General features: G+C 60.5%; 17 protein-coding genes. 4 read left to right on the top strand and 13 right to left on the bottom strand.

The features are described from left to right. Positions 1-3 precede the first annotated feature (3 nt). From glgA to AC0L28_RS01290, 7 genes are all read right to left on the bottom strand, one after another. Positions 4-1446: a glycogen synthase GlgA gene (gene glgA / locus AC0L28_RS01320; protein WP_473475119.1), complete on the bottom strand. Its 1443-nt coding sequence runs from the start codon at positions 1444-1446 to the stop codon at positions 4-6. Next, complete coding sequence (glgC, locus tag AC0L28_RS01315; protein ID WP_473475118.1) at positions 1447-2715, bottom strand: glucose-1-phosphate adenylyltransferase; 1269 nt, start codon at positions 2713-2715, stop codon at positions 1447-1449. A 36-nt stretch (positions 2716-2751) separates the two neighbouring features. Next, on the bottom strand, positions 2752-4965 hold the full coding sequence (glgB, locus tag AC0L28_RS01310) for a 1,4-alpha-glucan branching protein GlgB (RefSeq protein WP_473475116.1): 2214 nt from the start codon (positions 4963-4965) through the stop codon (positions 2752-2754). Between the two features lie 51 nt (positions 4966-5016). Further along, positions 5017-7479 (bottom strand): glycogen/starch/alpha-glucan phosphorylase, encoded by a 2463-nt coding sequence (locus tag AC0L28_RS01305; protein WP_023802797.1) that lies wholly within the window; start codon positions 7477-7479, stop codon positions 5017-5019. A 187-nt stretch (positions 7480-7666) separates the two neighbouring features. After that, positions 7667-8449 carry an ATP-binding cassette domain-containing protein gene (locus AC0L28_RS01300; protein WP_023802796.1) on the bottom strand — a complete coding sequence of 261 codons (783 nt, stop codon included), beginning with the start codon at positions 8447-8449 and terminating at the stop codon, positions 7667-7669. 2 nt (positions 8450-8451) lie between these two features. Further along, complete coding sequence (locus tag AC0L28_RS01295) at positions 8452-9516, bottom strand: ABC transporter permease (protein ID WP_128167623.1); 1065 nt, start codon at positions 9514-9516, stop codon at positions 8452-8454. A gap of 158 nt (positions 9517-9674) precedes the next feature. Next, on the bottom strand, positions 9675-10652 hold the full coding sequence (locus tag AC0L28_RS01290; protein WP_473475389.1) for a substrate-binding domain-containing protein: 978 nt from the start codon (positions 10650-10652) through the stop codon (positions 9675-9677). A gap of 268 nt (positions 10653-10920) precedes the next feature. On the opposite strand from AC0L28_RS01290, the gene AC0L28_RS01285 reads away from it, so the two are divergent. From AC0L28_RS01285 to AC0L28_RS01270, 4 genes are all read left to right on the top strand, one after another. Then, a complete protein-coding gene (locus AC0L28_RS01285) occupies positions 10921-12147 on the top strand; it encodes an ROK family transcriptional regulator (RefSeq protein WP_128172084.1) in 1227 nt (408 codons plus the stop codon). 3 nt (positions 12148-12150) lie between these two features. Then, a complete protein-coding gene (locus AC0L28_RS01280; protein WP_128172083.1) occupies positions 12151-12597 on the top strand; it encodes an RbsD/FucU family protein in 447 nt (148 codons plus the stop codon). After that, positions 12594-13517: a carbohydrate kinase family protein gene (locus AC0L28_RS01275; protein ID WP_473475111.1), complete on the top strand. Its 924-nt coding sequence runs from the start codon at positions 12594-12596 to the stop codon at positions 13515-13517. The genes AC0L28_RS01280 and AC0L28_RS01275 overlap by 4 nt, the downstream gene beginning before the upstream one ends. A gap of 254 nt (positions 13518-13771) precedes the next feature. Next, positions 13772-14914, top strand: a complete 1143-nt coding sequence (locus AC0L28_RS01270) for a DegT/DnrJ/EryC1/StrS family aminotransferase (RefSeq protein WP_473475110.1) — start codon at positions 13772-13774, stop codon at positions 14912-14914. A 23-nt stretch (positions 14915-14937) separates the two neighbouring features. On the opposite strand, the gene cysQ is transcribed toward AC0L28_RS01270, so the two are convergent. The 6 genes from cysQ to AC0L28_RS01240 form a co-directional block, all read right to left on the bottom strand. Continuing rightward, entirely contained in the window at positions 14938-15723 is a 786-nt protein-coding gene (cysQ, locus tag AC0L28_RS01265; protein WP_027152411.1) for a 3'(2'),5'-bisphosphate nucleotidase CysQ, read from the bottom strand. A gap of 10 nt (positions 15724-15733) precedes the next feature. Next, a complete protein-coding gene (gene cysN, locus AC0L28_RS01260) occupies positions 15734-17671 on the bottom strand; it encodes a sulfate adenylyltransferase subunit CysN (RefSeq protein WP_473475108.1) in 1938 nt (645 codons plus the stop codon). Between the two features lie 2 nt (positions 17672-17673). Further along, the gene (cysD, locus tag AC0L28_RS01255) at positions 17674-18579 is read right to left on the bottom strand and encodes a sulfate adenylyltransferase subunit CysD (RefSeq protein ID WP_128167630.1); all 906 of its coding nucleotides are present in this window, start codon (positions 18577-18579) and stop codon (positions 17674-17676) included. 237 nt (positions 18580-18816) lie between these two features. Beyond that, a complete protein-coding gene (locus AC0L28_RS01250) occupies positions 18817-20130 on the bottom strand; it encodes an O-antigen ligase family protein (protein WP_473475106.1) in 1314 nt (437 codons plus the stop codon). Continuing rightward, on the bottom strand, positions 20127-21236 hold the full coding sequence (locus AC0L28_RS01245) for a tetratricopeptide repeat protein (RefSeq protein WP_473475105.1): 1110 nt from the start codon (positions 21234-21236) through the stop codon (positions 20127-20129). Before AC0L28_RS01245 ends, AC0L28_RS01250 begins: the two co-directional genes overlap by 4 nt. Positions 21237-21273: 37 nt before the next feature. Next, positions 21274-23646 (bottom strand): GumC family protein, encoded by a 2373-nt coding sequence (locus AC0L28_RS01240; RefSeq protein WP_473475103.1) that lies wholly within the window; start codon positions 23644-23646, stop codon positions 21274-21276. Positions 23647-23669 lie beyond the last annotated feature (23 nt).

The following is a 23669-nucleotide window of genomic DNA, read 5'->3' as shown; positions in this document are numbered from 1 at the left end:
GCGTCAAGCCCTTTTCGAAAGCAGCAAGCGATAGAGTTCGAGGTATTTTTCTGCGCTTTTATCCCACGAGACATCCGCCTTCATGCCTTGCCGCTGCATCGACGTCCAGATCGCAGGGTTGGCGTGCGCCGCGACCAGCCGGCGGATGGCGTGCAGCAAGGCGCCGGCATCGGCGGGTGCGAACTGGAAGCCGGTCGCCACACCTGCCGAAACCGCCGCTTCATTGGCGTCGATGACGGTGTCGGCAAGACCGCCGGTGCGGGCGACGACCGGCACGCAGCCATAGCGCAGGCCGTAAAGCTGCGTCAGTCCGCAAGGCTCGAAGCGCGACGGTATGATGATTGCGTCACAGCCGCCCTGCATGGTGTGGGAAAGCGCCTCGTCATAACCGACGACGACGCCGATGCGACCGCGATGGCGGGCAGCGGCGGCCAGCAGCGCGCCTTCGAGGCCGGCGTCGCCGGACCCCAGGATCGCCAGGCGGGCACCCCTCGCAACAATCCCGTCGACGACCGTTGCCAGTATGTCCATTCCCTTCTGCCAGGTGAGCCGGCTGATCACGCAGACGATCGGACTGTCGTCGCGGTCAAGGTTGAAACGATCCTCGACGGCGGTCCGGTTGGGGTGCCGCGCCTTCAATGTCCTGGCCGTGTAGCTCGAAACCAGATGCTTGTCGGTTTCAGGGTTCCATATCTCGGTGTCGATGCCGTTGACGATGCCATAGAGATCGACGGACCGCATGTTGATGAGGCCATCGAGCCCCATGCCGAATTCCGGCGAGCGGATCTCCTGCGCATAGGTCGGGCTGACTGTGGTGATGGCCCAGGCGGCCTGCAGGCCAGCCTTGAGGAAACCGACGCCGCCATAATATTCGACGCCGTCGAGCGCCATGGCCGCCGCCGGCAGGCCAAGTTCGCCAAAGATGCCGGCGCCGAACTGGCCCTGGAAAGCGAGATTGTGGACGGTGATCATAGACGGCGTGCCGACCGCCTTGCCGTAGCGCATATACGCAAGCGTCATCGCCGATTGCCAGTCATGGGCATGGACGATGTCCGGCTGGTAGCCCGAGACGGCGCCGCCGGCGATGTCGCCGCCAACCTGGCTCAGGGCCGCGAAACGCCGCCAATTGTCCGGCCAGTCGGCGCCGGTGGCATTGCCATAGGGGCCGCCGGGGCGATCGAACAGATGCGGCGCGTCGAGCACGAACAGGTCGAGCCCGGCGATCTGGACGGCGTGGACCGAAGCCTTGCCGCCTTGCAGCAGCGGATAGTGGTGAACGGGTTTTTTCTTCTTGAAGGCATCCATGATCTGGGCATAGCCGGGAACAAGCGTGCGCATCGCCACGCCCTTGCCGGCGAGCGCGATGGGCAACGCGCCGGTCACGTCGGCAAGCCCGCCAGTCTTGATCAGAGGGAATATTTCGGGCGTGACCGACAGGACCTGCATTCACGACAGCCCCAGTTTGTCGATCATGGCCTGCGTGACGAGGCAGATGCCCTTTTCGGAAACGCGGAAGCGCTTGGCGTCGAGGACGGGATCCTCGCCGACCACGAGCCCTTCGGGAATCCTGACGCCATGATCGATCACCACGCGCTTCAATCTCGCGCTGCGGCCGACCTGGCAGTCGGGCAGCATGACCACGTCCTCAAGCGTCGAATAGGAGTTGATGCGCGCGCCGGTGAAGATCAGGCTTCGCTTCAGCGACGCGCCTGAGACGATGCAATCGCCCGAGACCAGCGAGGATACCGCCGAGCCACGGCGACCATCTTCGTCATGCACGAACTTTGCCGGCGGCTTCAGCTCGGCATAGGTCCAGATCGGCCAGTCGCGGTCGTAGAGGTCGAGCTCGGGCGTGATGTCGGTGAGGTCGATATTGGCTTCCCAATAGGCGTCGACGGTCCCGACATCGCGCCAGTAGGCTTCGTTCTCGGCAGTCGAGCGCACGCAGGATTTGGCGAAGCGATGGGCGATCGCCTTGCCGTGCTCGACGACATAGGGAATGATGTCCTTGCCGAAGTCGCGGCTTGAGCCCGGTTCGGCCGCGTCGCGGCGCAGCTGCTCCATCAGGAACTTGGTCTTGAACACGTAGATGCCCATCGACGCCAGGGCAAAATCCGGCTTGTCGGGAATGCCGGGCGGATCGGCGGGTTTCTCGATGAAGGAGATGATGGTGTCCTTCTTGTCGACGTGCATGACGCCGAAGCCGGTCGCCTCCATGCGCGGCACTTCGAGGCAGCCGACGGTGACGTCGGCGCCGGCGTCGACATGCTGGCGAAGCATCAGCTCATAGTCCATCTTGTAGACGTGGTCGCCGGCCAGGATGACCATGTATTCGGGCCCGTAGGCCTCGATGATGTCGATGTTCTGGTAGACGGCATCGGCGGTCCCCTCATACCATTGCGTTTCCGATACGCGCTGGCTGGCCGGCAGGATGTCGAAGCTCTCGTTACGCTCGGGCCGCAGGAAGTTCCAGCCGCGCTGCAGGTGGCGGATCAGCGAGTGCGCCTTGTACTGGGTGGCGACGCCGAGGCGGCGAATACCGGAATTGAGCGCATTGGACAGCGCAAAATCGATGATGCGCGTCTTGCCGCCGAAATAGACCGCCGGCTTGGCGCGGCGGTCGGTCAATTCCTTGAGGCGGCTGCCACGGCCGCCGGCCAGAACATAGGCCATGGCATCGCGCGCCAGCGGCTGGGTCCGTTTCATCTCTACCATTTTTATCCTCCCAAGTTACGCGCTGCGAGACATCGCCTAGTCCGGAGCAAATTCGAGCATGATCGTCGACAGCGGCGGCAACAGCATCGTCGCCGAGATGCCTCCTGCTTCCTTCCGAGCCTCGACGGCACCGTCATTGCCCTTGCCGGAACCGCCATAGTCGGAGGCGTCCGTGTTGATGATCTCGCACCATCTTCCAGCCATTGGCAACGGCACGCGGTAATTGTCGCGCGGCACCGGCGTAAAATTGGAGATGACGGCGACCGGGTTTCCGCCCGGCGCGCTGCGCAGCCAGGCAAAGACCGAGTTGGCGCTGTCGTCGACGATCAGCCAGGAAAAGCCCTCCGGTTCGCAATCGCGCGCATGCAACGCCGGCCGTGAGCGGTAGAGATAGTTGAGATCGCGCACCGTCTGCCGGACGCCGCGGTGGGCCCGGAAATCGAGCAGGTTCCAGTCGAGTGCGCGCGCCTCGCTCCACTCGCGGCGCTGGGCGAATTCCTGCCCCATGAACAACAGCTTCTTGCCGGGGTAGCCCCACATGAAGGCGTAGTAGGCGCGCAGCGTCGCGAATTTCTGCCAGTCGTCGCCGGCCATCTTGCCAAGCAGCGTCCCCTTGCCGTGCACGACCTCGTCATGGGAGAGCGGCAGCACGAAATTCTCTGAGAAGGCGTAGACCAGGCCGAAGGTGATGTCGCCGTGGTGATGCTTGCGAAAAATCGGCTCCTTGGAGAAATACTCCAGCGTGTCGTGCATGAAGCCCATGTTCCACTTGAAGCCGAAACCCAGCCCGCCCTCATGCACCGGCTGCGAAACTTTTGGCCATGAGGTCGATTCCTCGGCGATCGTCATCACACCCGGATGATGACCATAGACTTCCTTGTTCATCCTCTGGAGGAAGCTGACCGCCTCGAGGTTTTCGCGCCCGCCTTTTTCGTTGGGAATCCATTCGCCGGCCTTGCGCGAATAGTCGAGGTAGAGCATCGAGGCGACGGCATCGACGCGCAAACCGTCGACATGGTATTTTTCGGCCCAGAACAGCGCATTGTTGACCAGGAACGAGACCACCTCGCGCCGGCCGAAATTGTAGATTGCGGTGTTCCAGTCGGGATGGAAGCCCTTGCGCGGGTCGGCATGCTCATAGAGCGCGGTGCCGTCGAAATTGGCCAGGCCATGCGCGTCCACCGGAAAATGCGCCGGCACCCAGTCCAGGATGACGCCGATGCCGGCGCGGTGGGCGCCGTCGACGAACCGGGCAAAACCGTCCGGATCGCCGAAGCGGGCCGACGGCGCATAGAGGCCCGTCGTCTGATAGCCCCAGGACGGATCATAGGGATGTTCGGAGATCGGCATGAATTCGATATGGGTGAAACCCGTGTCGACGACATACGGGATCAGCCGGTCGGCAAGCTCGTCCCATGACAGGAAGCTGCCGTCGTCGTGAAGCTGCCAGGAGCCGGCATGGACCTCATAGATCGACACCGCCTCGCGGCGGGCGTCGGCGTTGCGCCAGAAATTGCGGTGCGCCTCGTCACCCCATTGATGCGCCGGCGGAAGCGCCGTCACCGAAGCGGTGGCCGGTCGCAGTTCGGACTTGAAAGCGAACGGATCGGCCTTCAGCGGCAGCCTCACGCCATCGGGCCCGATGATCTCGTATTTGTATGGCCGTCCGGCGCCGATGTCGGGGATGAACAACTCCCAGATGCCGGTGTCGCGGCGGACGCGCATCGTATGCCTGCGCCCGTCCCATTCGTTGAAGTCGCCGACCACCGAAACGCGCCTTGCATTGGGCGCCCAGACGGCGAAATGCACGCCGGACGCACCCTCGTGATCGATGAGATGCGCACCGAGCTTGTCGAACAGTCTGAGGTGCGAACCTTCGGCGATGTAATAGTCGTCCAGCGGACCCAGCACCGGACCGAACGAATAGGGATCGGTCAGCCACCAGTCGCCGCCGGCATTGCGTGCGTGATAGCGCAGCGGCAGTCGCTTTCTGAGCGACAGGCTGCCCTCGAAGAAGCCGGCTTCGTCGCGCCTGGCGAGTTCGCCGGCTTTCTTGCCGGTCAGCGTGTAGGCAGTGACGAACTCGGCATGAGGGACGAAGCAGCGGGCGACAAAGCCCTTGTCGACCTCGTGCACACCGAGGACAGCGAAAGGATCACCATGCGTGCCGGCGACAATTGCCGCGACATCGCCGGCTGACGCCAGTCCATCCGGCCCGCTTGTCGCAGCGGTCGCGCGCGGCTTCCTCATCAGGCAGTGACCCTCCCCGGACCACGTTGTTCGTGGCCTCATGCAATCATATCAGACGGGCACGTTCCAGATTTCTTTCGCATATTGGCGGATCGTGCGATCGGACGAGAACCAGCCGACGCGGGCGACATTGCGGATTGCCTTGGCGTACCAATCCGGGCTGTCGCGCCAGACGGCGTCGACATCGCGCTGGGTTGACGCGTAGGCATCGAAATCCGCAGCGACCATGAACCAGTCGCTCTGATAGAGGCCGTTCATCAGGTCGCGATAGCGTTCCGGATCGTCAGGCGAAAAGACGCCCGTCGAAACGGCGGCCACGGCCTGCGCCAGTTCGGGAGAGGCTTCGATCACCGTTCGCGGATCGTAGCCGTTGCTGCGCCGCTCGGCGACCTCTTCGGTGGTCAGGCCGAAAATGAAAATGTTGTCGTCGCCGACGCATTCCTTGATCTCGACATTGGCGCCGTCGAGCGTGCCGATGGTCAGCGCACCGTTCAGCGCGAACTTCATGTTGCCGGTGCCGGAGGCTTCCATCCCGGCGGTCGATATCTGCTCCGAAAGATCGGCGGCCGGCATCATGATCTCGGCCAGGCTGACATTGTAGTTCGGCACGAACACCACTTTGAGCAAGCCGCGAACGGCCGGGTCGCGGTTGATGACTTTGGCGACGTCGTTGGCGAGCTTGATGATCAGCTTGGCATTGTGATAGCTGGGCGCCGCCTTGCCGCCGAAGAACTTGACGCGCGGCATCCAACTGCGCTCGGGATGGGAGCGGATCTGGTCGTAGAGCGCGACTGTTTCGAGGATATTCAGGAGCTGGCGCTTGTATTCGTGGATGCGCTTGATCTGGATGTCGAACAACGCCGAGGGATCAATCCTGATGCCGAGGCGGTCGGCGACGAGATTGGCAAGCTTGGCCTTGTTCGCCCGCTTGACTGCGGCGAACTTGTCGCGGAAGGCGGCGTCGTCAGCAAAGGCATCGAGCTCCTTGATCGCGTCTATATCGTCGAGGAAGCGGTCGCCGATCGCTTCGCGGGTAAGCGCGGTGAGACCGGGATTGCACTGGATCAGCCAGCGCCGCGGCGTGATGCCGTTGGTCTTGTTGTTGATGCGGTCGGGGTAGAGCCGGTGGAGCTCGGCAAACACCGTTTCCTTCATCAGCTCGGTGTGAAGGGCAGAGACGCCGTTGATCGAGTGCGAGCCGACAAAGGCCAGATTGCCCATGCGCACCCGGCGCTCGCCGTTTTCCTGTATCAGCGAGATCTGGCTGATCTGCTCGTCAGAAAACTGCTCGGAGGCGCGCGCCTCCAGCAGCACTTCGGCGTTGATGGCGTAGACGATCTGCATGTGGCGCGGCAACAGCCGCTCGAACAGCGGCACCGGCCAGCTTTCGAGCGCTTCGGGGAGCAGCGTATGATTGGTATAGCCGAAGGTCCGCTTGGTGATACTCCAGGCCTGGTCGAAATCCATGCCGTGGACATCCATCAACAGGCGCAGCAGCTCGGCCACCGCAATGGCCGGATGGGTATCGTTCAGATGGATCGCCGCTTTGTCGGGCAGCGACTGCAGGTCGCCATACTGGCTGAGATGACGCTGAATGATGTCCTGCAACGATGCGGTAGAAAAGAAATACTCTTGCCTGAGCCGCAGCTCCTGACCGGCCTTGTGGGAATCAGCAGGGTAAAGGACGCGCGACAAGGCATCGGCCTTGTTGCTTTCGGCGAGCGCACCGATGTGATCGCCGGCGTTGAACTTGTCGAGCAGTATCGGATCGATCGGCATGCCGGACCAGAGCCGCAGCGTGTTGACGCGGTTGGCCCGCCAGCCAACCACCGGCGTATCGTAGGCAACCGCCAAAACGTGTTCGATCGGTTTCCAGACGTGGCGCTCAAGCCTGCCGTCCTTTGAGGTGATCGAATCCACCGAGCCGCCGAAGCCGACCTCGAAGGCGCGTTCGCGCCGCTCGAACTCCCAGGGGTTGCCGTGATCGAGCCAGGTCTCGGGCAGCTCAACCTGCCAGCCGTCATGGATTTCCTGACGAAACATGCCGTTGGCGTAGCGAATGCCATAGCCATGCGCGGGGATGCCGACGGTTGCCATGCTTTCCATGAAGCAGGCGGCGAGCCGGCCGAGACCACCATTGCCAAGCGCTGCATCTGGTTCAAGGGCGGCGATGAGGTCAAGGTCGACGCCGAGAGACCGCAGCGCTTCGCGCATATTGTCCATCAGCCCGAGATTGGAGAAGGCGTCGCGCATCAGGCGACCGATGAGGAATTCCAGGGAGAGGTAATAGACGCGCTTTTCCTGATGGGCGTAGGCCTCTTGCGTCGCCTGCATCCAATGATCGACGATATGGTCGCGCACGACCTTGATCGAGGCGGTGAGCCAGTCATATTGCGTCGCGACGCTGGTCCCCTTGCCGAGCCTGTATTTGAGGGCCTTCAAGACTTCCTCGGCAAGCGCCTTGGGATCGGAGTTTTCGAGAATGGGAGCTTCGGTCGTTATCGCGTGCGTCATGCTGCCTCTTGTGCGGTTGCCAAGATCATACCGGCTTTCACCATTCCTCCCAGCCCATGCTAGCTCATATTGTTAAGCGTTCAATCGAGTTAGATTGCCGCGGGGAAGCTTACCCTGCGGCAGTTTAGCAACTTAAAGTGCGTCGCGTTTGGGCCTCTGCGAGGCACCTTGCTTTGGGCGACATGCATCAGGCCGCCAGTGCCGCCTCCGGCGGAAGCTTCGCTCCGGTCATGAAGGCGACGGCGTCAGACATCGTATATTGCTTGGGATCGATGACACAGAGGCGACGGCCCAGCCGATGGATGTGAATGCGGTCGGCCACCTCGAAGACATGCGGCATGTTGTGGGAGATCAGCACGATCGGCAGGCCGCGCTTCTTCACGTCGAGGATCAGTTCGAGCACGCGGCGGCTCTCCTTGACGCCTAACGCCGCCGTCGGCTCATCCATGATGACCATCTTCGAGCCGAAGGCGGCGGCGCGCGCCACCGCCACGCCCTGGCGTTGGCCGCCCGAGAGCGTTTCCACGGCCTGGCTGATGTTCTGGATGGTCATCAGGCCAAGTTCGGTGAGCTTGTCGCGGGCGCGCTTTTCCATTGCCGGGCGGTCGAGCATGCGCAGCCAGTCGCCCAGAAAACCCGGTTTGCGGATCTCGCGACCGAGGAACATGTTGTCGGCGATCGACAGCGCCGGCGACAGCGCCAGGTTCTGGTAGACGGTTTCGATGCCGGCTTCGCGGGCTTCGATGGGCGACTTGAAGAGCACCTGCTTGCCGTCCAACTCGATGATCCCCTCGTCCGGGACAACGGCGCCCGAGATCGCCTTGATCAGCGTCGACTTGCCGGCTCCATTGTCGCCGATCACGGCCAGGATCTCTCCCGGATAGAGATCGAAGTCGCAGCTGTTCAGTGCGGTGACGCGGCCGTAGCGCTTGACGAGGCCGCGCGCGGTGAGGATGGGCTCCTGGGTCATGGTTACACCGAAACCTTTCTGATCCACTGGTCGATCGCCACGGCGCCGATGATCAGCACACCGGTGAGCAGCACTTTCCATTGCGGATCGGCGCCCAGCATGTTGAGGCCCATCGAAACGACGCCGACGATCATCGCGCCGAACAGCGTGCCCAGAATAGAGCCGCGCCCGCCGAAGAGGGAAATGCCGCCGATCACCGTCGCGGTGATCGCCTGCAAATTGTAGTCGGTGACGGCAGCGGACGGCGAGATCGAGCCGTTGCGGCCGATGGAGACCCAGGCAGCGAAAGCGGCGATCAGCCCGGCAAGCGTGTAGACCGAGATCAGCACCTTCTTGGTCTGGATGCCCGACAGCTTCGCTGCCTCCGGATCGTCGCCGACAGCGTAGACATGACGGCCCCATGCCGTGTGATTGAGCACGTACCACAAGAACAGCACCAGCACGACCATGGCAATGACGCCGAACGTCAGCACCGCCGTGCCGACCTTGAAGTTCAGGCCAAACAGATGCAGCAGCGGGGCCTGGGCGTCGACGTCGGCGTCACGGATCGTCTCATTGGCCGAATAGATGAAGTTCGTGGCCATGACGATGTTCCAGGTGCCGAGCGTGACGATGAAGGGCGGCAGCTTCATGTAGGCGACCAGCAGCCCGTTGAGCAGCCCGCAGGCCGCGCCGGCGGCAAGCCCGATCACCACGGCAAGCAAGGTCGGCAGGCCATAGGTGACCGCGCAATTGCCCATGATCACGGCCGAAATCACCATGATCACGCCGATTGACAGGTCGATGCCGGCTGTCAGGATGACCAGCGTCTGCGCGGCGCCGAGAATACCGACGATGGCGATCTGCTGCAGGATCAGCGTCAGCGTGTAGGACGAAAAGAACCGTCCTCCGATCGTGACGCCAAAGACAGCGATCGACAGGACCAGCACGATCAGCGGCACCGCAGCCGGAGTGGAATGCAGGAAATGCTGGATGCGCTTGACGAGCGACGTGCCATGCTCGTCAAAAGCAGCAACGCTTGTCTCGCTGTTCGCGAGAGCCTTTTCGAATTCCTGAACCTGAGACATGTTTCCTCCCATGAGGCTTCAGCTACGCGCCGACGCCCTTCCAACCGTTCCCGATCTGCCGCCGGAATTGTTCGCGCTTGCGATTTCCGCATCGTCCACCCGAAGCGGCCGGGGATCAAGCCCCTGGCCGCTTCGGTCTGTTGCCTGTCAGACCGGCATCAGCCCCAGCACTTGGCGAGGCCTTTCTTGGTGTCGATGGACTTCACGCCCTCCGCGGGCTTGTCGGTCACGAGGTTGACGCCGGTGTCGAAGAAATCCTTGCCTTCGGTCGGCTTGGGCTTCGTCCCGTCCTTGGCGTAAGCGGCGATCGCTTCGATGCCGAGTGCCGCCATCTGCAGCGGATATTGCTGTGAGGTCGCACCGATCACGCCCTCGGCGACCGACTTCACGCCGGGGCAGCCGCCATCGACCGACACGATCAGCACATTGCCTTCGAGACCCACGGCCTTGAGCGCCTGGTAGGCGCCGACGGCTGCCGGCTCGTTGATGGTGTGGATGACGTTGATGCCAGGATCCTTCTGGAGGAGGTTCTCCATCGCCTTGCGGCCGCCTTCCTCGTTGCCGTTGGTGACGTCGTGACCGACGATACGCGGATCATCCTCATCGCCGATCTTGTTGGGGTCCTTCACGTCGATACCGTAGCCCATCATGAAGCCCTGGTCGCGCAGGACGTCTACCGTCGGCTGCGAGGGCGTCAGGTCGAGGAAGCCGATCCTGGCATCCTTCGCCTTGTCGCCGAGCGTCGCTGCGGCCCAGGCACCAATCAGCTTGCCGGCCTCCAGATTGTCGGTCGCAAAGGTCGCGTCGGCGGCGTCGAGCGGATCAAGCGGCGTGTCCAGCGCGATCACCAGCAGACCGGCGTCACGTGCCTTCTTCACCGCCGGGACGATGCCCTTGGTATCCGACGCGGTGATCAGGATGCCCTTGGCGCCGTCGGCGATGCAGCTTTCGATCGCCGCCACCTGGCTCTCGCTGTCGCCATCGATCTTGCCGGCGTAGGCTTTGAGTTCGACGCCGAGTTCCTTGGCCTTGGCGCTCGCGCCTTCCTTCATCTTGACGAAGAACGGGTTGGTGTCAGTCTTGGTGATCAGGCAGGCGCCGACATCGGCGGCGGACGCAGCCGTGGTGAATGCCATCAGACCCAGTCCGGCCGCGGCAAAAACGGTGGATCTTAGCAGTGCTGTCTTGGTCACGATTTTCCTCCCAGTGGGACCAGTTCGGATGCCGGCCAACCGGCATCGCATGAGCATCCAGCGACTTCTCCCAGCGTGGACGCTTGCCCCAAGAGAATACCAGACTGAGGTTCCTGTCAATAATTAAATCACTCTTATTTATTATTGACAGCGTGGCGTCCGTCACTCATTCTGGCCAAAAGCATTAAGGGAAACGACGGGAGGAGAAGGGGTGGAGACCGGCATACCAAGGCACGGTTCGCCCGAGGCAGCCAAAAGCCGCATTCACCGCGGCACCAACCAGAGCGGCATGCGGGACCACAATGAGCGGCTGGTGCTGTCGCTGGTGCGTCAGCACGGCAGCCTGGCGAAGTCCGACATTGCGCGCATGACCGGACTTTCGGCCCAAACCGTTTCGGTCATCATGCGCGAGCTCGAGGAGGACAACCTTCTTGTCCGCCAGGCGCCGCTGCGCGGCAAGATCGGCCAACCTTCCATTCCGATGGCGCTCAATCCCGATGGCGCCTATTTCATCGGCCTGAAGATCGGCCGCCGCAGCGCCGAACTCGTGCTGATCGATTTTCTCGGCAATGTGCGCTCGATGCTGCAGCATTCCTACCGCTATCCGGCACCGCGCGAGACGGTCGAGTTCGTCACCTCCGGCATGAAGACGATGCGCGGCGAACTCACCCCGGCGCAGGACAAGCGCATTGCCGGACTTGGCATCGCCATGCCGTTCGAATTGTGGAGCTGGGCCGATACGGCAGGTGCGCCGCGCGACGTCATGGACGAATGGCGCCACCGAGACATCCGCGCCGACATCCAGGCACAGTGCGAATTCCCCGTCTACCTGCAAAATGACGCCACCTCTGCCTGCGGCGCCGAACTGGTGTTCGGCAAAGCGGGCACGGCACGCGACTTCGTCTATTTCTACATCGGTGCCTTTGCCGGCGGCGGCATCGTGCTGAACGGTCACCTTTTCGGCGGACCGACCGGCAATGCCGGCGCGCTGGGTTCGATGCCGGTGCCTGGACCGGACGGCAAGCCGACCCAATTGATTGACGTGGCGTCGATCGCCATGCTGGAAAAGGCACTCAACGCGCGCGGCGTCGAAGCCTCACATCTGTGGACGTCACCGGAGGATTGGGGCGAAATCGGCGTCGAGCTCGACGATTGGATCGCCTGCGCCTCGCAGGCGCTCGCCTATGCCATTGTGGCGGCGTCATCGGTTATCGATTTCGAGGCGGCGGTGATCGACGGATGGATGCCGAAGGCCGTGCGGCGCCGGCTCGTCGATGCCGTTATCGATGCTATCGGCAAGATCGACGGTGAAGGCCTGAAACTTCCGGCTGTGCGCGAGGGGACTGTCGGCATTCATGCACGTGCCCTGGGCGGTGCCAGCCTGCCGCTTTCCGAGCGCTTCCTCATCGGCTCGACCACGATTTCCAGGAGTGCCTGAGCGATGCTGATCGGAATCCCGGTGCTGCTCGGTCCACAGCTGCTGGCGACGCTGCGTGCCATGGGTCATGGCGACGAGATCGCCCTTGTCGACGGAAACTACCCGGCGAAAGAGCAGGCACACCGGCTCATCCGCGCCGACGGTCATCATCTTGCTCCGATGCTCGACGCCATCCTCAGCGTATTGCCTGTCGATGACGCGGTGCCGGAGGCGCTGTTTCGCGCCTCGGTCAAAGGTGATCCCCTGCTTGCCGATCCCGTTCATCACGAGATGGAGGCGATCTGCGCCGAGCGTGCTCCGGGCCGCAAGGTGGTTGCGCTTGCCGGCGCCGACTTCTATCAACGGGTCAGGTCCGCACACGCGATCGTCGCGACAAGCGAGCCGCGGCTCTACGCCAACATCATCATCCGCAAGGGTGTGATCTATCCGCCGGAGACCAGGAAATCATGATCCTCTGTTGCGGCGAAGCCCTGATCGACATGCTGCCACGCACCACGACTGAGGGCGAGCCGGCCTTTGCCCCCTATGTCGGCGGCGCGGTGTTCAACACGGCAATAGCGCTCGGCCGGCTGGGAGCGCCCGCCGGTTTCTTTTCCGGCCTGTCGACGGATCTGTTCGGCAGCCAGTTCAAGGACGCGCTGAGGGCAAGCCAAGTCAGTTCCACCTATGCGCACACATCGCCCCGGCCGACCACGCTCGCCTTCGTGCGGCTGGACAACGGCCAGGCGACCTACACGTTCTACGATGAAAACACAGCCGGACGGATGCTGACCATCGACGATCTGCCGAAACTCGGCAGCGAGATCGAAGCCATGCTGTTCGGTGCCATCAGCCTGATCTCGGAGCCGGCCGGATCCGCCTACGAGGAATTCATGCGGCGCGAGCGCAGCCGCCGCGTCATGATGCTCGACCCCAACATCCGGCCGAATTTCATAGCGGACAAGGCCAGGCATCTCAGGCGCATCCGCTCGATGATGGCCATGGCCGACATCGTGAAACTGTCGGACGAGGACCTCAACTGGTTCGGCGAAGCCGGCTCGCACGAGGACGTCGTCCGCAACTGGCTGGAGCGCGGCCCGACGCTGATCGTCGTCACCCATGGCAGCGAAGGCGCCATCGGCTACACCAGGGATCACAAGGTCACGGTCGTGCCGGACAAGGTCGAGGTGGTCGATACGGTAGGCGCCGGCGACACGTTCAACGCCGGCATCCTGGCCTCGCTGCACGAGCAAGGCCTGCTGTCGAAGGAGGCGATCGCCAATCTGTCGGACGGCGCCATCCACAAGGCGCTGGCGCTCGGCGCCAAGGCTGCGGCGGTAACCGTGTCGCGGGCCGGCGCCAATCCGCCTTGGCGGCATGAAATCGCCTGATTGGACGGCGATGCGCTGAGGATGCGCAGGACGTCGATCACTTTATGTTTCGCCCAGCCGAGCGCGTGCGACGCGAAAGCCGTGTCGTGCGCAACAAGGCCCCGGATTCCGGCGTCTGATGGGGACCTGTCGGACTGAGAGGTAACAGGCTGCGACATTTGAGCAATTCGTCGATTGGTCCGTGCAGCTTTCTCGGCCGCGCCAAGTCTGATACCAGCGGCCAGTTATCTGGCTAGTCCCGATTTGAGGCCGACATGCAGTTCATCGATCTAGGCGCGCAGCGCGAACGAATCCGCGACAGGCTGAAAGCCGCCATCGACCGCGTCGTCGACGACGGTCGCTACATTCTCGGACCTGAGGTCACCGAATTCGAAAACAAGCTCGCCGCCTATGTCGGCATCAAGCATGTCGTAGCCTGCGCCAACGGCACTGACGCGCTGCTGCTGCCGCTGTTTGTGGCCGGCATCGGTCCAGGTGACGCGGTGTTCGTGCCGAGCTTCACCTTCGCCGCCACGGCGGAAGTGGTGGCGCTGGCCAAGGCCGAGCCGGTTTTCATCGATGTCGATCCGCAGACCTACAATATCGACATCGCCAGCCTCGAAGCCGCCATCGCCATGATCAAGGCGGAAGGCCGGCTGAAGCCAAGGGCGATCATACCCGTCGACCTGTTCGGGCTCGCCGCCGATTACGAGGCGATCATGGCCATCGCCAACCGCGAAGGGCTGATGGTGATCGAAGATGCCGCCCAGGCGATCGGCGGCTCGAGCGACGGCAAGATGCTGGGTTCGTTCGGCGCGGTCGGCTCGACCAGCTTCTACCCGGCAAAACCGCTCGGCTGTTATGGCGACGGCGGCGCGATGTTCACCAATGACGATGCGCTGGCCGAACAGCTCCGCTCGTTCGCCTTCCACGGCAAGGGCGAAACCCAATACGACAATGTCCGCGTCGGCATCAATTCGCGGCTCGACACTCTGCAGGCGGCGATCCTGATCGAGAAGCTGGCCATTCTCGAAGACGAGATGGTTGCCCGGCAAGCGGTCGCCAATCGGTATGCCGAAGGCCTCGGCGATATCGTCAAGGCGGCGCGCAATCTGGACGGCGGCCGTTCGGCCTGGGCGCAATATGCCATCGAGACGCCGAAGCGCGACGGGCTGAAGGCGCATCTCGGGGAAAAAGGCATCCCGTCGGTGATCTATTATGTGAAGCCCTTGCACAGCCAGATCGCCTACCGCGACTATCCGCGCACGCCGACAGGTCTTGCCGTTTCTGAGGAGCTGCCGAAGCGTATCCTGTGCCTGCCCATGCATCCCTATCTGAGCGAGGCCGACCAGGACCGGATCATCGAGACGATCCGGAACTATATCGGCTCGAATTCGGCGCAAATCGCCGCCGCGTAGGCGCGCACCCTTGAGGGGGGAGATTACTGGCCCGCGCTCTTCCCGCTGGCGATGAAATGCGGATTGGCAAAATCCACGTCATCGCTCTGGTTGCGCTTGCCGTAGGCCAGCGGCTGACCATCGAGCAAGCGCGTCATCCCGCCTGCGGCGCGCAGCACCGCGTCACCCGCCGCGGTGTCCCACTCCATGGTGCGGCCGAAGCGCGGGTAGACGTCGGCCTCGGCGCTGGCGACAAGACAGAATTTCAGCGACGAGCCGACCGAGACGATCTCGGCAGCGCCCACCGTGCGGATATAGGCTTCGGTCTCCGGCGTGTTGTGGGACCGGCTGGCGACGACGGTCAGTGGCGCCACGCCCGTTCTGGCAGAAATCGGCCGACGGCCGATGATCTGGTAATCGCCATTGATATCGATTGCTTCCGCCCTGCCCGGCCGGCCGGAAAAGAAGCGTCCGGTGCATGGCGCAAAGACCACACCGATCTCCGGCACGCCGTGGCGAACGAGCGCGATGTTGACGGTGAAGTCGGTCCTGCGGTTGACGAATTCCTTGGTGCCGTCGAGTGGGTCCACCAGGAAGAAGGCGTCGTCGAGGTCCGGCGGCACGATGCCGGCCGATGCCTCTTCCTCAGCCACGCAAGGTATATCGGGGAACGCCGCGCGCAGCCCGGCGAGAATGATCTTTTCGCTCTCGCGATCGGCTTCGGTCACTGGCGAGCTGTCAGATTTCTGGTCGACCGCGCAGCCGGCATCAAAAACACGCATCACCTCTCGCCCCGCCGCCAGGGCAAGGCGCTCGAACACCCCGAGCATCGCTTCGTCGTCAGATACCGCCGCCGCTATCGTATTGGTTTTCGGCAATGTCGCGCTCGTTCAGCCAGAGTTCCAGGGCCTCTACCATCTCCTCGGCCGACTTGCCGAGTGTCTTGAGATGGATTTCGGGATTTTCCGGGGCTTCATACGGTGAATCGACGCCGGTGAAATTCTTGATTTCGCCATTCAATGCCCGCGCATAGAGGCCCTTCGGATCGCGTCTGGCGCATTCCTCAAAGGGTGTGTCGACAAACACCTCGACGAATTCACCGCTGGCCATCAATTCCCTCGCCATGCGCCTTTCGGCGCTGAATGGCGAAATGAAGGAAACAATGACGATCAGCCCGGCATCGGCCATCAGGCGCGCCACTTCGGCCACGCGGCGAATGTTTTCGACGCGGTCGGCGTCGGTGAAGCCAAGATCGCGATTGAGCCCGTGGCGGACATTATCGCCATCCAGGATGTAGGTGTGGCGGCCGGTGGCGAACAGCTTCTTCTCGAAAAGATTGGCGATGGTCGACTTGCCCGACCCCGAGAGCCCGGTGAACCAGAACACGGCAGGCCGCTGGTTCTTCAGATCGGCGCGGCCATGCTTGCCGACATCGAGCGATTGCCAATGGATGTTTTCGGCGCGGCGCAGCGAATGCAGGATCATGCCGGCGCCGACCGTGGCGTTGGTGATGCGGTCGATCAGGATGAAGCCGCCGGTCGTGCGGTTCTCGGCGAACGTATCAAAGGCGATCGGCGCCCGCGTCGAGATGTTGCAAATGCCGACCTCGTTCATTTCGAGCGACTTGGCCGCCTCATGGGCAAAATCGTTGACGTTGACGCGGTATTTCAGGTCGGTGACGGTAGCGCTGGTCTGGTCGGTCTCGGTCCGCAGGATATAGGAGCGGCCCGGCAGCAGCGCGTGCTCGTCGAACCAGACGATGTTGGCGGCGAACTGGTCGGCGACCTGCGGCCGCGCCGCCGGCGACACCAGCATGTTACCGCGCGAGACCTCGACCTCGTCGTCGAGAACTAGGGTGATGGCCTGGCCGGCCACCGCCTGGCTCAGATCGCCGCCATGCGAGACAATGCGCCTGACATGAGCGGACTTGCCGGATTTGGCGACAACGACCTCGTCGCCTGGTGAGATGGAGCCGGACGCAATCGTGCCGGCAAAACCGCGAAAATCGAGATTGGGGCGGTTCACATACTGCACCGGAAAACGGAACGGCAGTTCGACAACGGCTTCATCGACTGACACGGCTTCCAGATGTTCGATCAGCGTCGGCCCGGAATACCACGTCGTCTTATCCGAGCGGCTGGTGACGTTGTCGCCGTAACGGGCTGACATCGGGATGGGCACAATCGTCTCGAAGCCAAGCTTGTGCGAAAATTGCCGATAGTCCTCGATGATCCGTTCGAACACCGCCTTGTCGAAGCCGACGAGATCGAACTTGTTGACGGCGAGCACAATGTGCCGGATACCGAGCAGCGAGGCGATGATCGAGTGGCGCCTTGTCTGGCGCAGCACGCCCTGCCGGGCGTCGATCAGAACGATGGCCAGATCGGCGGTCGACGCGCCCGTCGCCATGTTGCGCGTGTATTGTTCGTGGCCGGGTGTGTCGGCAACGATGAATTTGCGTTTTGGCGTGGCGAAAAAGCGATAGGCGACATCAATGGTGATGCCCTGCTCGCGCTCGGCCTCGAGGCCATCGACCAGCAGCGCGAAGTCGACGTCGTCGCCCGTCGTCCCGTGCTTGCGCGAATCACGCTCGAGCGCGGCAAGCTGGTCCTCGAAAATCTGCTTGGTGTCCGAAAGCAGGCGCCCGATCAACGTCGACTTGCCGTCGTCCACGGAACCGCAGGTCAGGAAGCGCAGCAGCGATTTTTGTTCCTGCACCGCCAGATAGTCGCGAATGCCGTCGGTGGGGGCGAGGCTCTCGGCCGTGATGTGGCGCATGCTCAGAAATACCCCTCGCGCTTCTTCTTTTCCATCGAGCCTGCTTCATCACGGTCGATCAGGCGGCCCTGCCGTTCCGAGGTGCGCGCCGTGAGCATTTCGCCGACAATGGCCTCCAGCGTGTCGGCGTCCGATTCGATCGCGCCGGTCAGCGGATAGCAGCCGAGCGTGCGGAACCGAACCAGTCGGTTCTCCACGGTCTCGCCGGGACGCAACTGCATGCGGTCGTCATCCCTCAGAATGAGCATGCCGTCACGTTCGACGACCGGCCGCTGCTTGGCGAAATAGAGCGGCACGATCGGGATGTCTTCCTGGAGGATGTACTGCCAGATGTCGAGTTCGGTCCAGTTCGACAACGGAAAGACCCGGATCGATTCACCGGTCGCGATGCGGGTGTTGAATATCTTCCACATCTCCGGCCGCTGGTTCTTCGGATCCCAGACGTGCTGGGCATTGCGGAAAGAGAAGATCCGCTCCTTGGCGCGCGATTTCTCCTCGTCGCGTCGCGCCCCGCCGAAGGCTGCATCGAAGCCGTATTTGTCGAGCGCCTGGCGCAGCGCCACGGTCTTCATCACATGCGTATGGGTGTTGGAGCCATGGTCGAAGGGATTGATATTATCGCGCACACCATCGCCGTTGACATGGACCAGGAGATCGAAGCCGAGCTTTTGCGCCATCTGATCGCGAAAGGCGATCATCTCGCGGAATTTCCAGGTCGTGTCGACGTGGAGAAAGGGAAAGGGCGGCTTGGCCGGATAAAACGCCTTCATCGCAAGATGCATCAGCACCGAGGAATCCTTGCCGACCGAATAGAGCATGACCGGCTTGGCGAAGGTCGCCGCAACCTCGCGAAAGATATGGATGGATTCGGCTTCAAGCCGCTGCAGATGCGTAAGCGCGATGTTCATGGACTTTAAGCGTTCTCTCGTGCCGCCCGGATCTTGCACCGAAGCATCAGGCGCAATTTTTCAGCGGCCCGGTTCAAGCTTCACTTCTGGTTTTCGTGCGGGCGTTCTAGCAGATCGCCATTATCTATAACAATGCAAGACAGACCTGCGCGGGAGTGGTTCGAGAATGAATTTTCCACGCAGGGACCATAACTCGGAAATTCCTGCCCCAGATCGCTAGGCCGTGGCTAGGAGGCGCTAGGACAGCGTTCCGATGGGAACAAGTAATTTTTCACCGTTGTGGTCGATCTCGATCAATTCACTCTTCTGGCGGACTGCAAATCCTTTGTGGAAGATAATGGCGTTCATGAAGGCAAACGTCATCGCAAGCGCCTCGGTCCGCAATGGATAATCGACGAGTGAATGGATGAGGAGAAAAGACACGGAGAGAAACGCCGCCTTTTGAAGGGGATCGCGACGAACTCTGGTAAGCGCCATAAAAAGCATTACGAAATAAAGCGTCATCAACAGTACAGCAAGAGCTCCGCCTTCGAAAGCTATTTCAAGATACTCATTGTGAGCATGATTGACATATTTATTAAAAATCATCTCTTCCTTTTCATATATCTGGTAGGCCCTTTGGAAATTTCCAAACCCAACGCCGGTTGCCCAATTCTCTTTGATCCCCTCAATGGTGGTGCGAGCAAACTCGCCTCGCCCGAAAGCTGGATCAATCGCGTCGGCCTCGATCTTCGTCCATGCGCCTATCGTATAGGCCGAAAGTCCTATGAAAACGGCAAGGATGCCGAGTCCACTCACCCTGGAACGCGCTGAAAGAAAGACTATGGACAGTACGGTGATCGCCAACCCGATCAGAACGCCGGCACGCGAACCGGCCGCCAAAAGGAGCAGCAAAAGCGTGGCCAGCCCGAGCGATCCGGACAAAAGATGTCCTCGGAACAGACCGTAATAAGCGACGAAGGGGATAGACACAAAAAGCAATGCCGCAAAATGATTCTCGTTGGCAAAAAGCCCGGCATTGATCGTGAAAGGCAACAATCCCTCGATGGCGATGTCATCCGAGAGCGAGTATTGAATCGCGCCGGCCAAGCCGTTGCAGATAACACCCATAAAAAAGAACGGCAGAAGCGCATGAACCTGCTCGATACGCAAACGCAATACGCTCAAAAAAAACGCCGCCAATGCCACCAGATACAACAGGCATTCGATCGTCCGTCCAACGCCGACACTGACGAACCGAAATCGGGTTTCTCCAACCAGCCCGGAATCTGCGAGCAACAGCTCCGGTCGCAATCCGCTGAATATAGCCGCAGGCAGCGGAACAATTTGCAAAATCAGCAGCGCCACGGCAAACATAAGCAGCCACAGAACAGAATGGGGGATTCTTTGGCCAGAGGTCTGTGAGAAGACCGCCGCCGCCGAGACAATTGCCGCGACCTCAATCAGCGTGTCCGTGTAAAGGCCGCTTGCAGTGCCGCCGCCGATCAGCAGCGATATGAACAGGACCGATCCGAGGAGATATTTATCCCATTCCGATGGCCGGTCGCTCAAGATGAAAGTCTCTCGATGCTCAATTTGTGCATTACCAACGTGCCGACATATCGAAAGCGCCAGCTCTCGGCAATGGCGGCAGTTTCCAGCTTCAATAATTGCATGGGGCACCCAGCCGATCCAACCGAAAAATCCAGACTGAGCGACTGACGATTATATGTACCCTCCGGAATATTAAACCGGGCTATTTCACCAGCAGGCCCCGCGCACCTGATCGACCAGAACAACTCCTTCGGAAGCTTCAGATTTCTTGCAGACGCAGCCAGCGAAATCTTGTAGGAGCCTGGAGGCAGTTGGATATACTGCTGAAGAGCAGTGTTCTTGACGGGCGTATTCAGGAAGCGAGCCGTCGCTCCCCCCTCACCTTCGACCGCATCTTGGGATGTTGCAAACGTAACTTCCAGGCCAGACTGATCGCCGACCTGCCAATCAAAAGGCTTGCCGCTGGACACAGGCTCGAATGTGCCGTTGAAAATGTATCCGCCCAATTTCCGTTCTTGATCGGACAGACTGAAAAGAAACAACCGATAAGCTTGTTCATATTCTTTCTGACGAATATAGCCGTGGATCACATAGGACAATTCGCTCGAGCTTGGTGGCGCACCTGACCCGGTCAAATCAAGCAGCAGCCGATTTGCGAAATCGAGCCCCTCGGGGGTTTTGCCCAGCGCGACCAACAGATTGGCCCTCCAGGGCGCCGCGGCCCTTATGGCTGCCAGCACAGCCTGGTATCCATCGGAGTTCGAGAGGATTGTCGGCAGCCCCTCGGCGATTTCAGGAAATTGATCTGGCCATCGCCGCAGCAAAATATCGATCTCGCCGACAGCCTTTGAAAGATCGCCTGTTTCGATCGAGCGGCCTATCGACCTCTGGAGCGCGTGGATCTCGGTCTTAGATAATTTTCGAGCTTGATCGAAAAATTCGTAGGCCTGGTCTTTTGCGCCCTGTCGGTACTTAATTTCGCCGATCAGGCTATAGAGACGTGCGTCGGCAAGATCAAAGCGAAGCGCGCTTTCGGCCCTGGCAAGCAATTCGTGAAGATCGGGAGCATTGCTTCTATCGTTCAGGTCGTCGGTAATCTCGCCTATCAAGGCATTGACGTTCAACGGATCCAGCGCGAGGGAAACGGTTGGCGTTTCGGTTTCAAGAAATCGACTTAGCCCGAGCGACGAAGCCGCTAACGCTAGAACGGATGCGACGAACCAAACGCTTGAACGCCGGAGATTTTGCATAAGCGGGCTGGTCTGCTCCGTCATCGACTTTGCCCTCAATTTTCGGGGTGCCGTAGTCGTAATACTGGTAGTTCATATATTTGTAGGCGTAGTTGTAGTCGAATTTGTTCACCGCAAACTTCGACATCGCGGCTCCGACCACGTTCGCGCCGGCAGCTCGCAGGCGCTTCAACGCCGTCTTCGCTGACTTGCGCGTCACCTGGTTGGTAGAGATGACCATCAATGTGCCCTCGGCAAGCCGGCTGAGGATGGGCGCATCTGAAAGGCCGACGACCGGTGGGGCATCGATTATGACAAGATCGAAGCGCTTGCCGAGATTGGTAATGATCAGCGCCATCTTCGGCGAAGAGAGCAGGTCCGCGGGGTTCGGTGGGATCGTTCCGGAAGTCAGAACGGTCACATTAGGATATTTCGTCGCCCTGAAGATGCTTGCCAGATCCTCCTTGCGGACAGTGTTCGTCAGCAGATTGCTCAGTCCGATTGTGTTGTCGAGACCAAACAGCCGATGAAGATTGGGCTTTCGAAGATCGCCATCGACAATGAGAACTCTTGCACCGAGCGCGGCAAAATCCTGCCCGAGTTTGAACGAGGTGGTCGACTTGCCTTCTGACGGCTCCGCACTCGTGACCAGCAACGATCGCGGCGCGCCCTCAGCGCCGGAGAATTGCAACGAGGTTCGAAGCGAACGGTAGGCTTCGGACAGTCCTGATTTCTGATCGGTGATGCTGGCTATGAGTTCCCTATCATCGACTAACGGCAAAATGCCGAGCATCGCCAATCCCAATTCCTTTTCGATCTGCTCAGGATTGGTGAAGGTGTTGTTCAGTAGCTCAATAATGTAAATAATCGCCGCACTCAGAGCCATAAAAAGAGCCAGTGCCAGTGCAAGATTTTTTGACAGGCTCGGAGAATAGGGTGAGGTCGGCTGTGCGGCGAAGTCAACGATTGCTGCGCTCTGTGTCTTGAGTTCAGAGCTCACCCCGACCTCATTGAGCTTGGCGATAAGGCTGTCGTACTGGGACCGGTTTGAATCAACCTCCCGTTTTAGGATCGTATATTTGATATTTTTGTCGTTGAAGATGACCTGCTGCTTTTCCATCTCTGCTAGCTTGAATTTAAGGTCTATCTCTTTGTTCTGCGCCTCCTGGTATTTCAATCTCAGTGAATCCGTTATAGCCAGAACACCATTATTATACAGCCGTTGCAACTCCTTGATCTGCGACTGGAGCTGCCGCATCTCCGGAAACCCAGGCTTCAATATTCCCAACTTCTGCTGATACTGGCTGGTCAAATCTGCCAGCTTCTCGCTGAGCTTCTGTAGACCTTCGCTTTCCAGGACTGGGCCGAGGCTCGACCCGCGACCTTTGTCTATCTGGTCCACCACCCGTCCGGCATCGAGACGATCCTGGATTGCCGTTGCGAGGGCAGTATTCAGGGCCTCGATGTTCGATCCTATCAGCGATTTTGCGTCACCGGTTACTGTAATGCCCGCATCTTTGGCATAAGCAACCAGTTCCTCTTCGGATTTCTGGAGCCTTTGCTTTACTTGTAACACCTGTTCCTGGATGAACTGCCGTGCCAGGTCTGAGGTTTCGCTGGTCTGATCGAGGCGTTGATCGATAAAGCTTTGTGCGACCTGATTGGCTATGTCACTTGCATATTTCGGGTTCTGGTCGGCAAACGCAATCGACAGCAAGCTTGTGTTGGTGACAAGAGTGACCGTGAGGTCATTCATAACGCGACCGATCGCAATCTTCTCACGTTGCTCTGGGGTTTTTTCTTCTATGGAAGGCGATTTTGAAATTCCGAACGCACGATAGAAAATATTGCTAAGCGAGAAGTTCGGAGTCGGAAACAGGAAATCCGGCTTTTCACTAAGCCCCAACTGGAATACGACCCGTTGTGCCAATGCACGACTTCTGAGCTTTTCCCGGGCGGTCAGAAAGGCCCTTACGTCAGCATTTTCAGAAACCACTTCGATGTCTTGAAAGACCTTGGCTGATGGAACCAGTACTTCCAACTGCGTTGTTGCACGATATTTTGGGGTCTGCATCATCGTAACAACGGTGCCGGCCACAAGCCCGGCCACCGCTAACATGACGATCAGCCACCGATACTGGACAACGTAGAAGAGTAGCTTAAGTGGATTGAAGCCTTCGTCCTGCTCCGAATAATCGCGACCATACGGGCTATAGTTTTGCGCACCGTCATAATACAGTTCGGCGGACAAGGCTTGGCCATGCCCTGGGCCCGCGATTTGATGCTGTCTGTTACGATCGAGCATGGTGCGAGGTAATCCTAGGTTTA

It is taken from the genome of Mesorhizobium sp. WSM4847 (assembly GCF_055811335.1).
This window is presented reverse-complemented; position numbering and strand designations above follow the sequence as displayed.

Excerpts from the sequence above, each read along its gene's own strand:
- glgA (WP_473475119.1), bottom strand. The coding sequence starts at position 1,446 with ATGCAGGTCCTGTCGGTCACGCCCGAAATATTCCCTCTGATCAAGACT.
- glgC (WP_473475118.1), bottom strand. The coding sequence starts at position 2,715 with ATGGTAGAGATGAAACGGACCCAGCCGCTGGCGCGCGATGCCATGGCC.
- glgB (WP_473475116.1), bottom strand. The coding sequence starts at position 4,965 with ATGAGGAAGCCGCGCGCGACCGCTGCGACAAGCGGGCCGGATGGACTG.
- AC0L28_RS01305 (WP_023802797.1), bottom strand. The coding sequence starts at position 7,479 with ATGACGCACGCGATAACGACCGAAGCTCCCATTCTCGAAAACTCCGAT.
- AC0L28_RS01300 (WP_023802796.1), bottom strand. The coding sequence starts at position 8,449 with ATGACCCAGGAGCCCATCCTCACCGCGCGCGGCCTCGTCAAGCGCTAC.
- AC0L28_RS01295 (WP_128167623.1), bottom strand. The coding sequence starts at position 9,516 with ATGTCTCAGGTTCAGGAATTCGAAAAGGCTCTCGCGAACAGCGAGACA.
- AC0L28_RS01290 (WP_473475389.1), bottom strand. The coding sequence starts at position 10,652 with ATGGCATTCACCACGGCTGCGTCCGCCGCCGATGTCGGCGCCTGCCTG.
- AC0L28_RS01280 (WP_128172083.1), top strand. The coding sequence starts at position 12,151 with ATGCTGATCGGAATCCCGGTGCTGCTCGGTCCACAGCTGCTGGCGACG.
- AC0L28_RS01275 (WP_473475111.1), top strand. The coding sequence starts at position 12,594 with ATGATCCTCTGTTGCGGCGAAGCCCTGATCGACATGCTGCCACGCACC.
- AC0L28_RS01270 (WP_473475110.1), top strand. The coding sequence starts at position 13,772 with ATGCAGTTCATCGATCTAGGCGCGCAGCGCGAACGAATCCGCGACAGG.
- cysQ (WP_027152411.1), bottom strand. The coding sequence starts at position 15,723 with ATGCTCGGGGTGTTCGAGCGCCTTGCCCTGGCGGCGGGGCGAGAGGTG.
- cysN (WP_473475108.1), bottom strand. The coding sequence starts at position 17,671 with ATGCGCCACATCACGGCCGAGAGCCTCGCCCCCACCGACGGCATTCGC.
- cysD (WP_128167630.1), bottom strand. The coding sequence starts at position 18,579 with ATGAACATCGCGCTTACGCATCTGCAGCGGCTTGAAGCCGAATCCATC.
- AC0L28_RS01240 (WP_473475103.1), bottom strand. The coding sequence starts at position 23,646 with ATGCTCGATCGTAACAGACAGCATCAAATCGCGGGCCCAGGGCATGGC.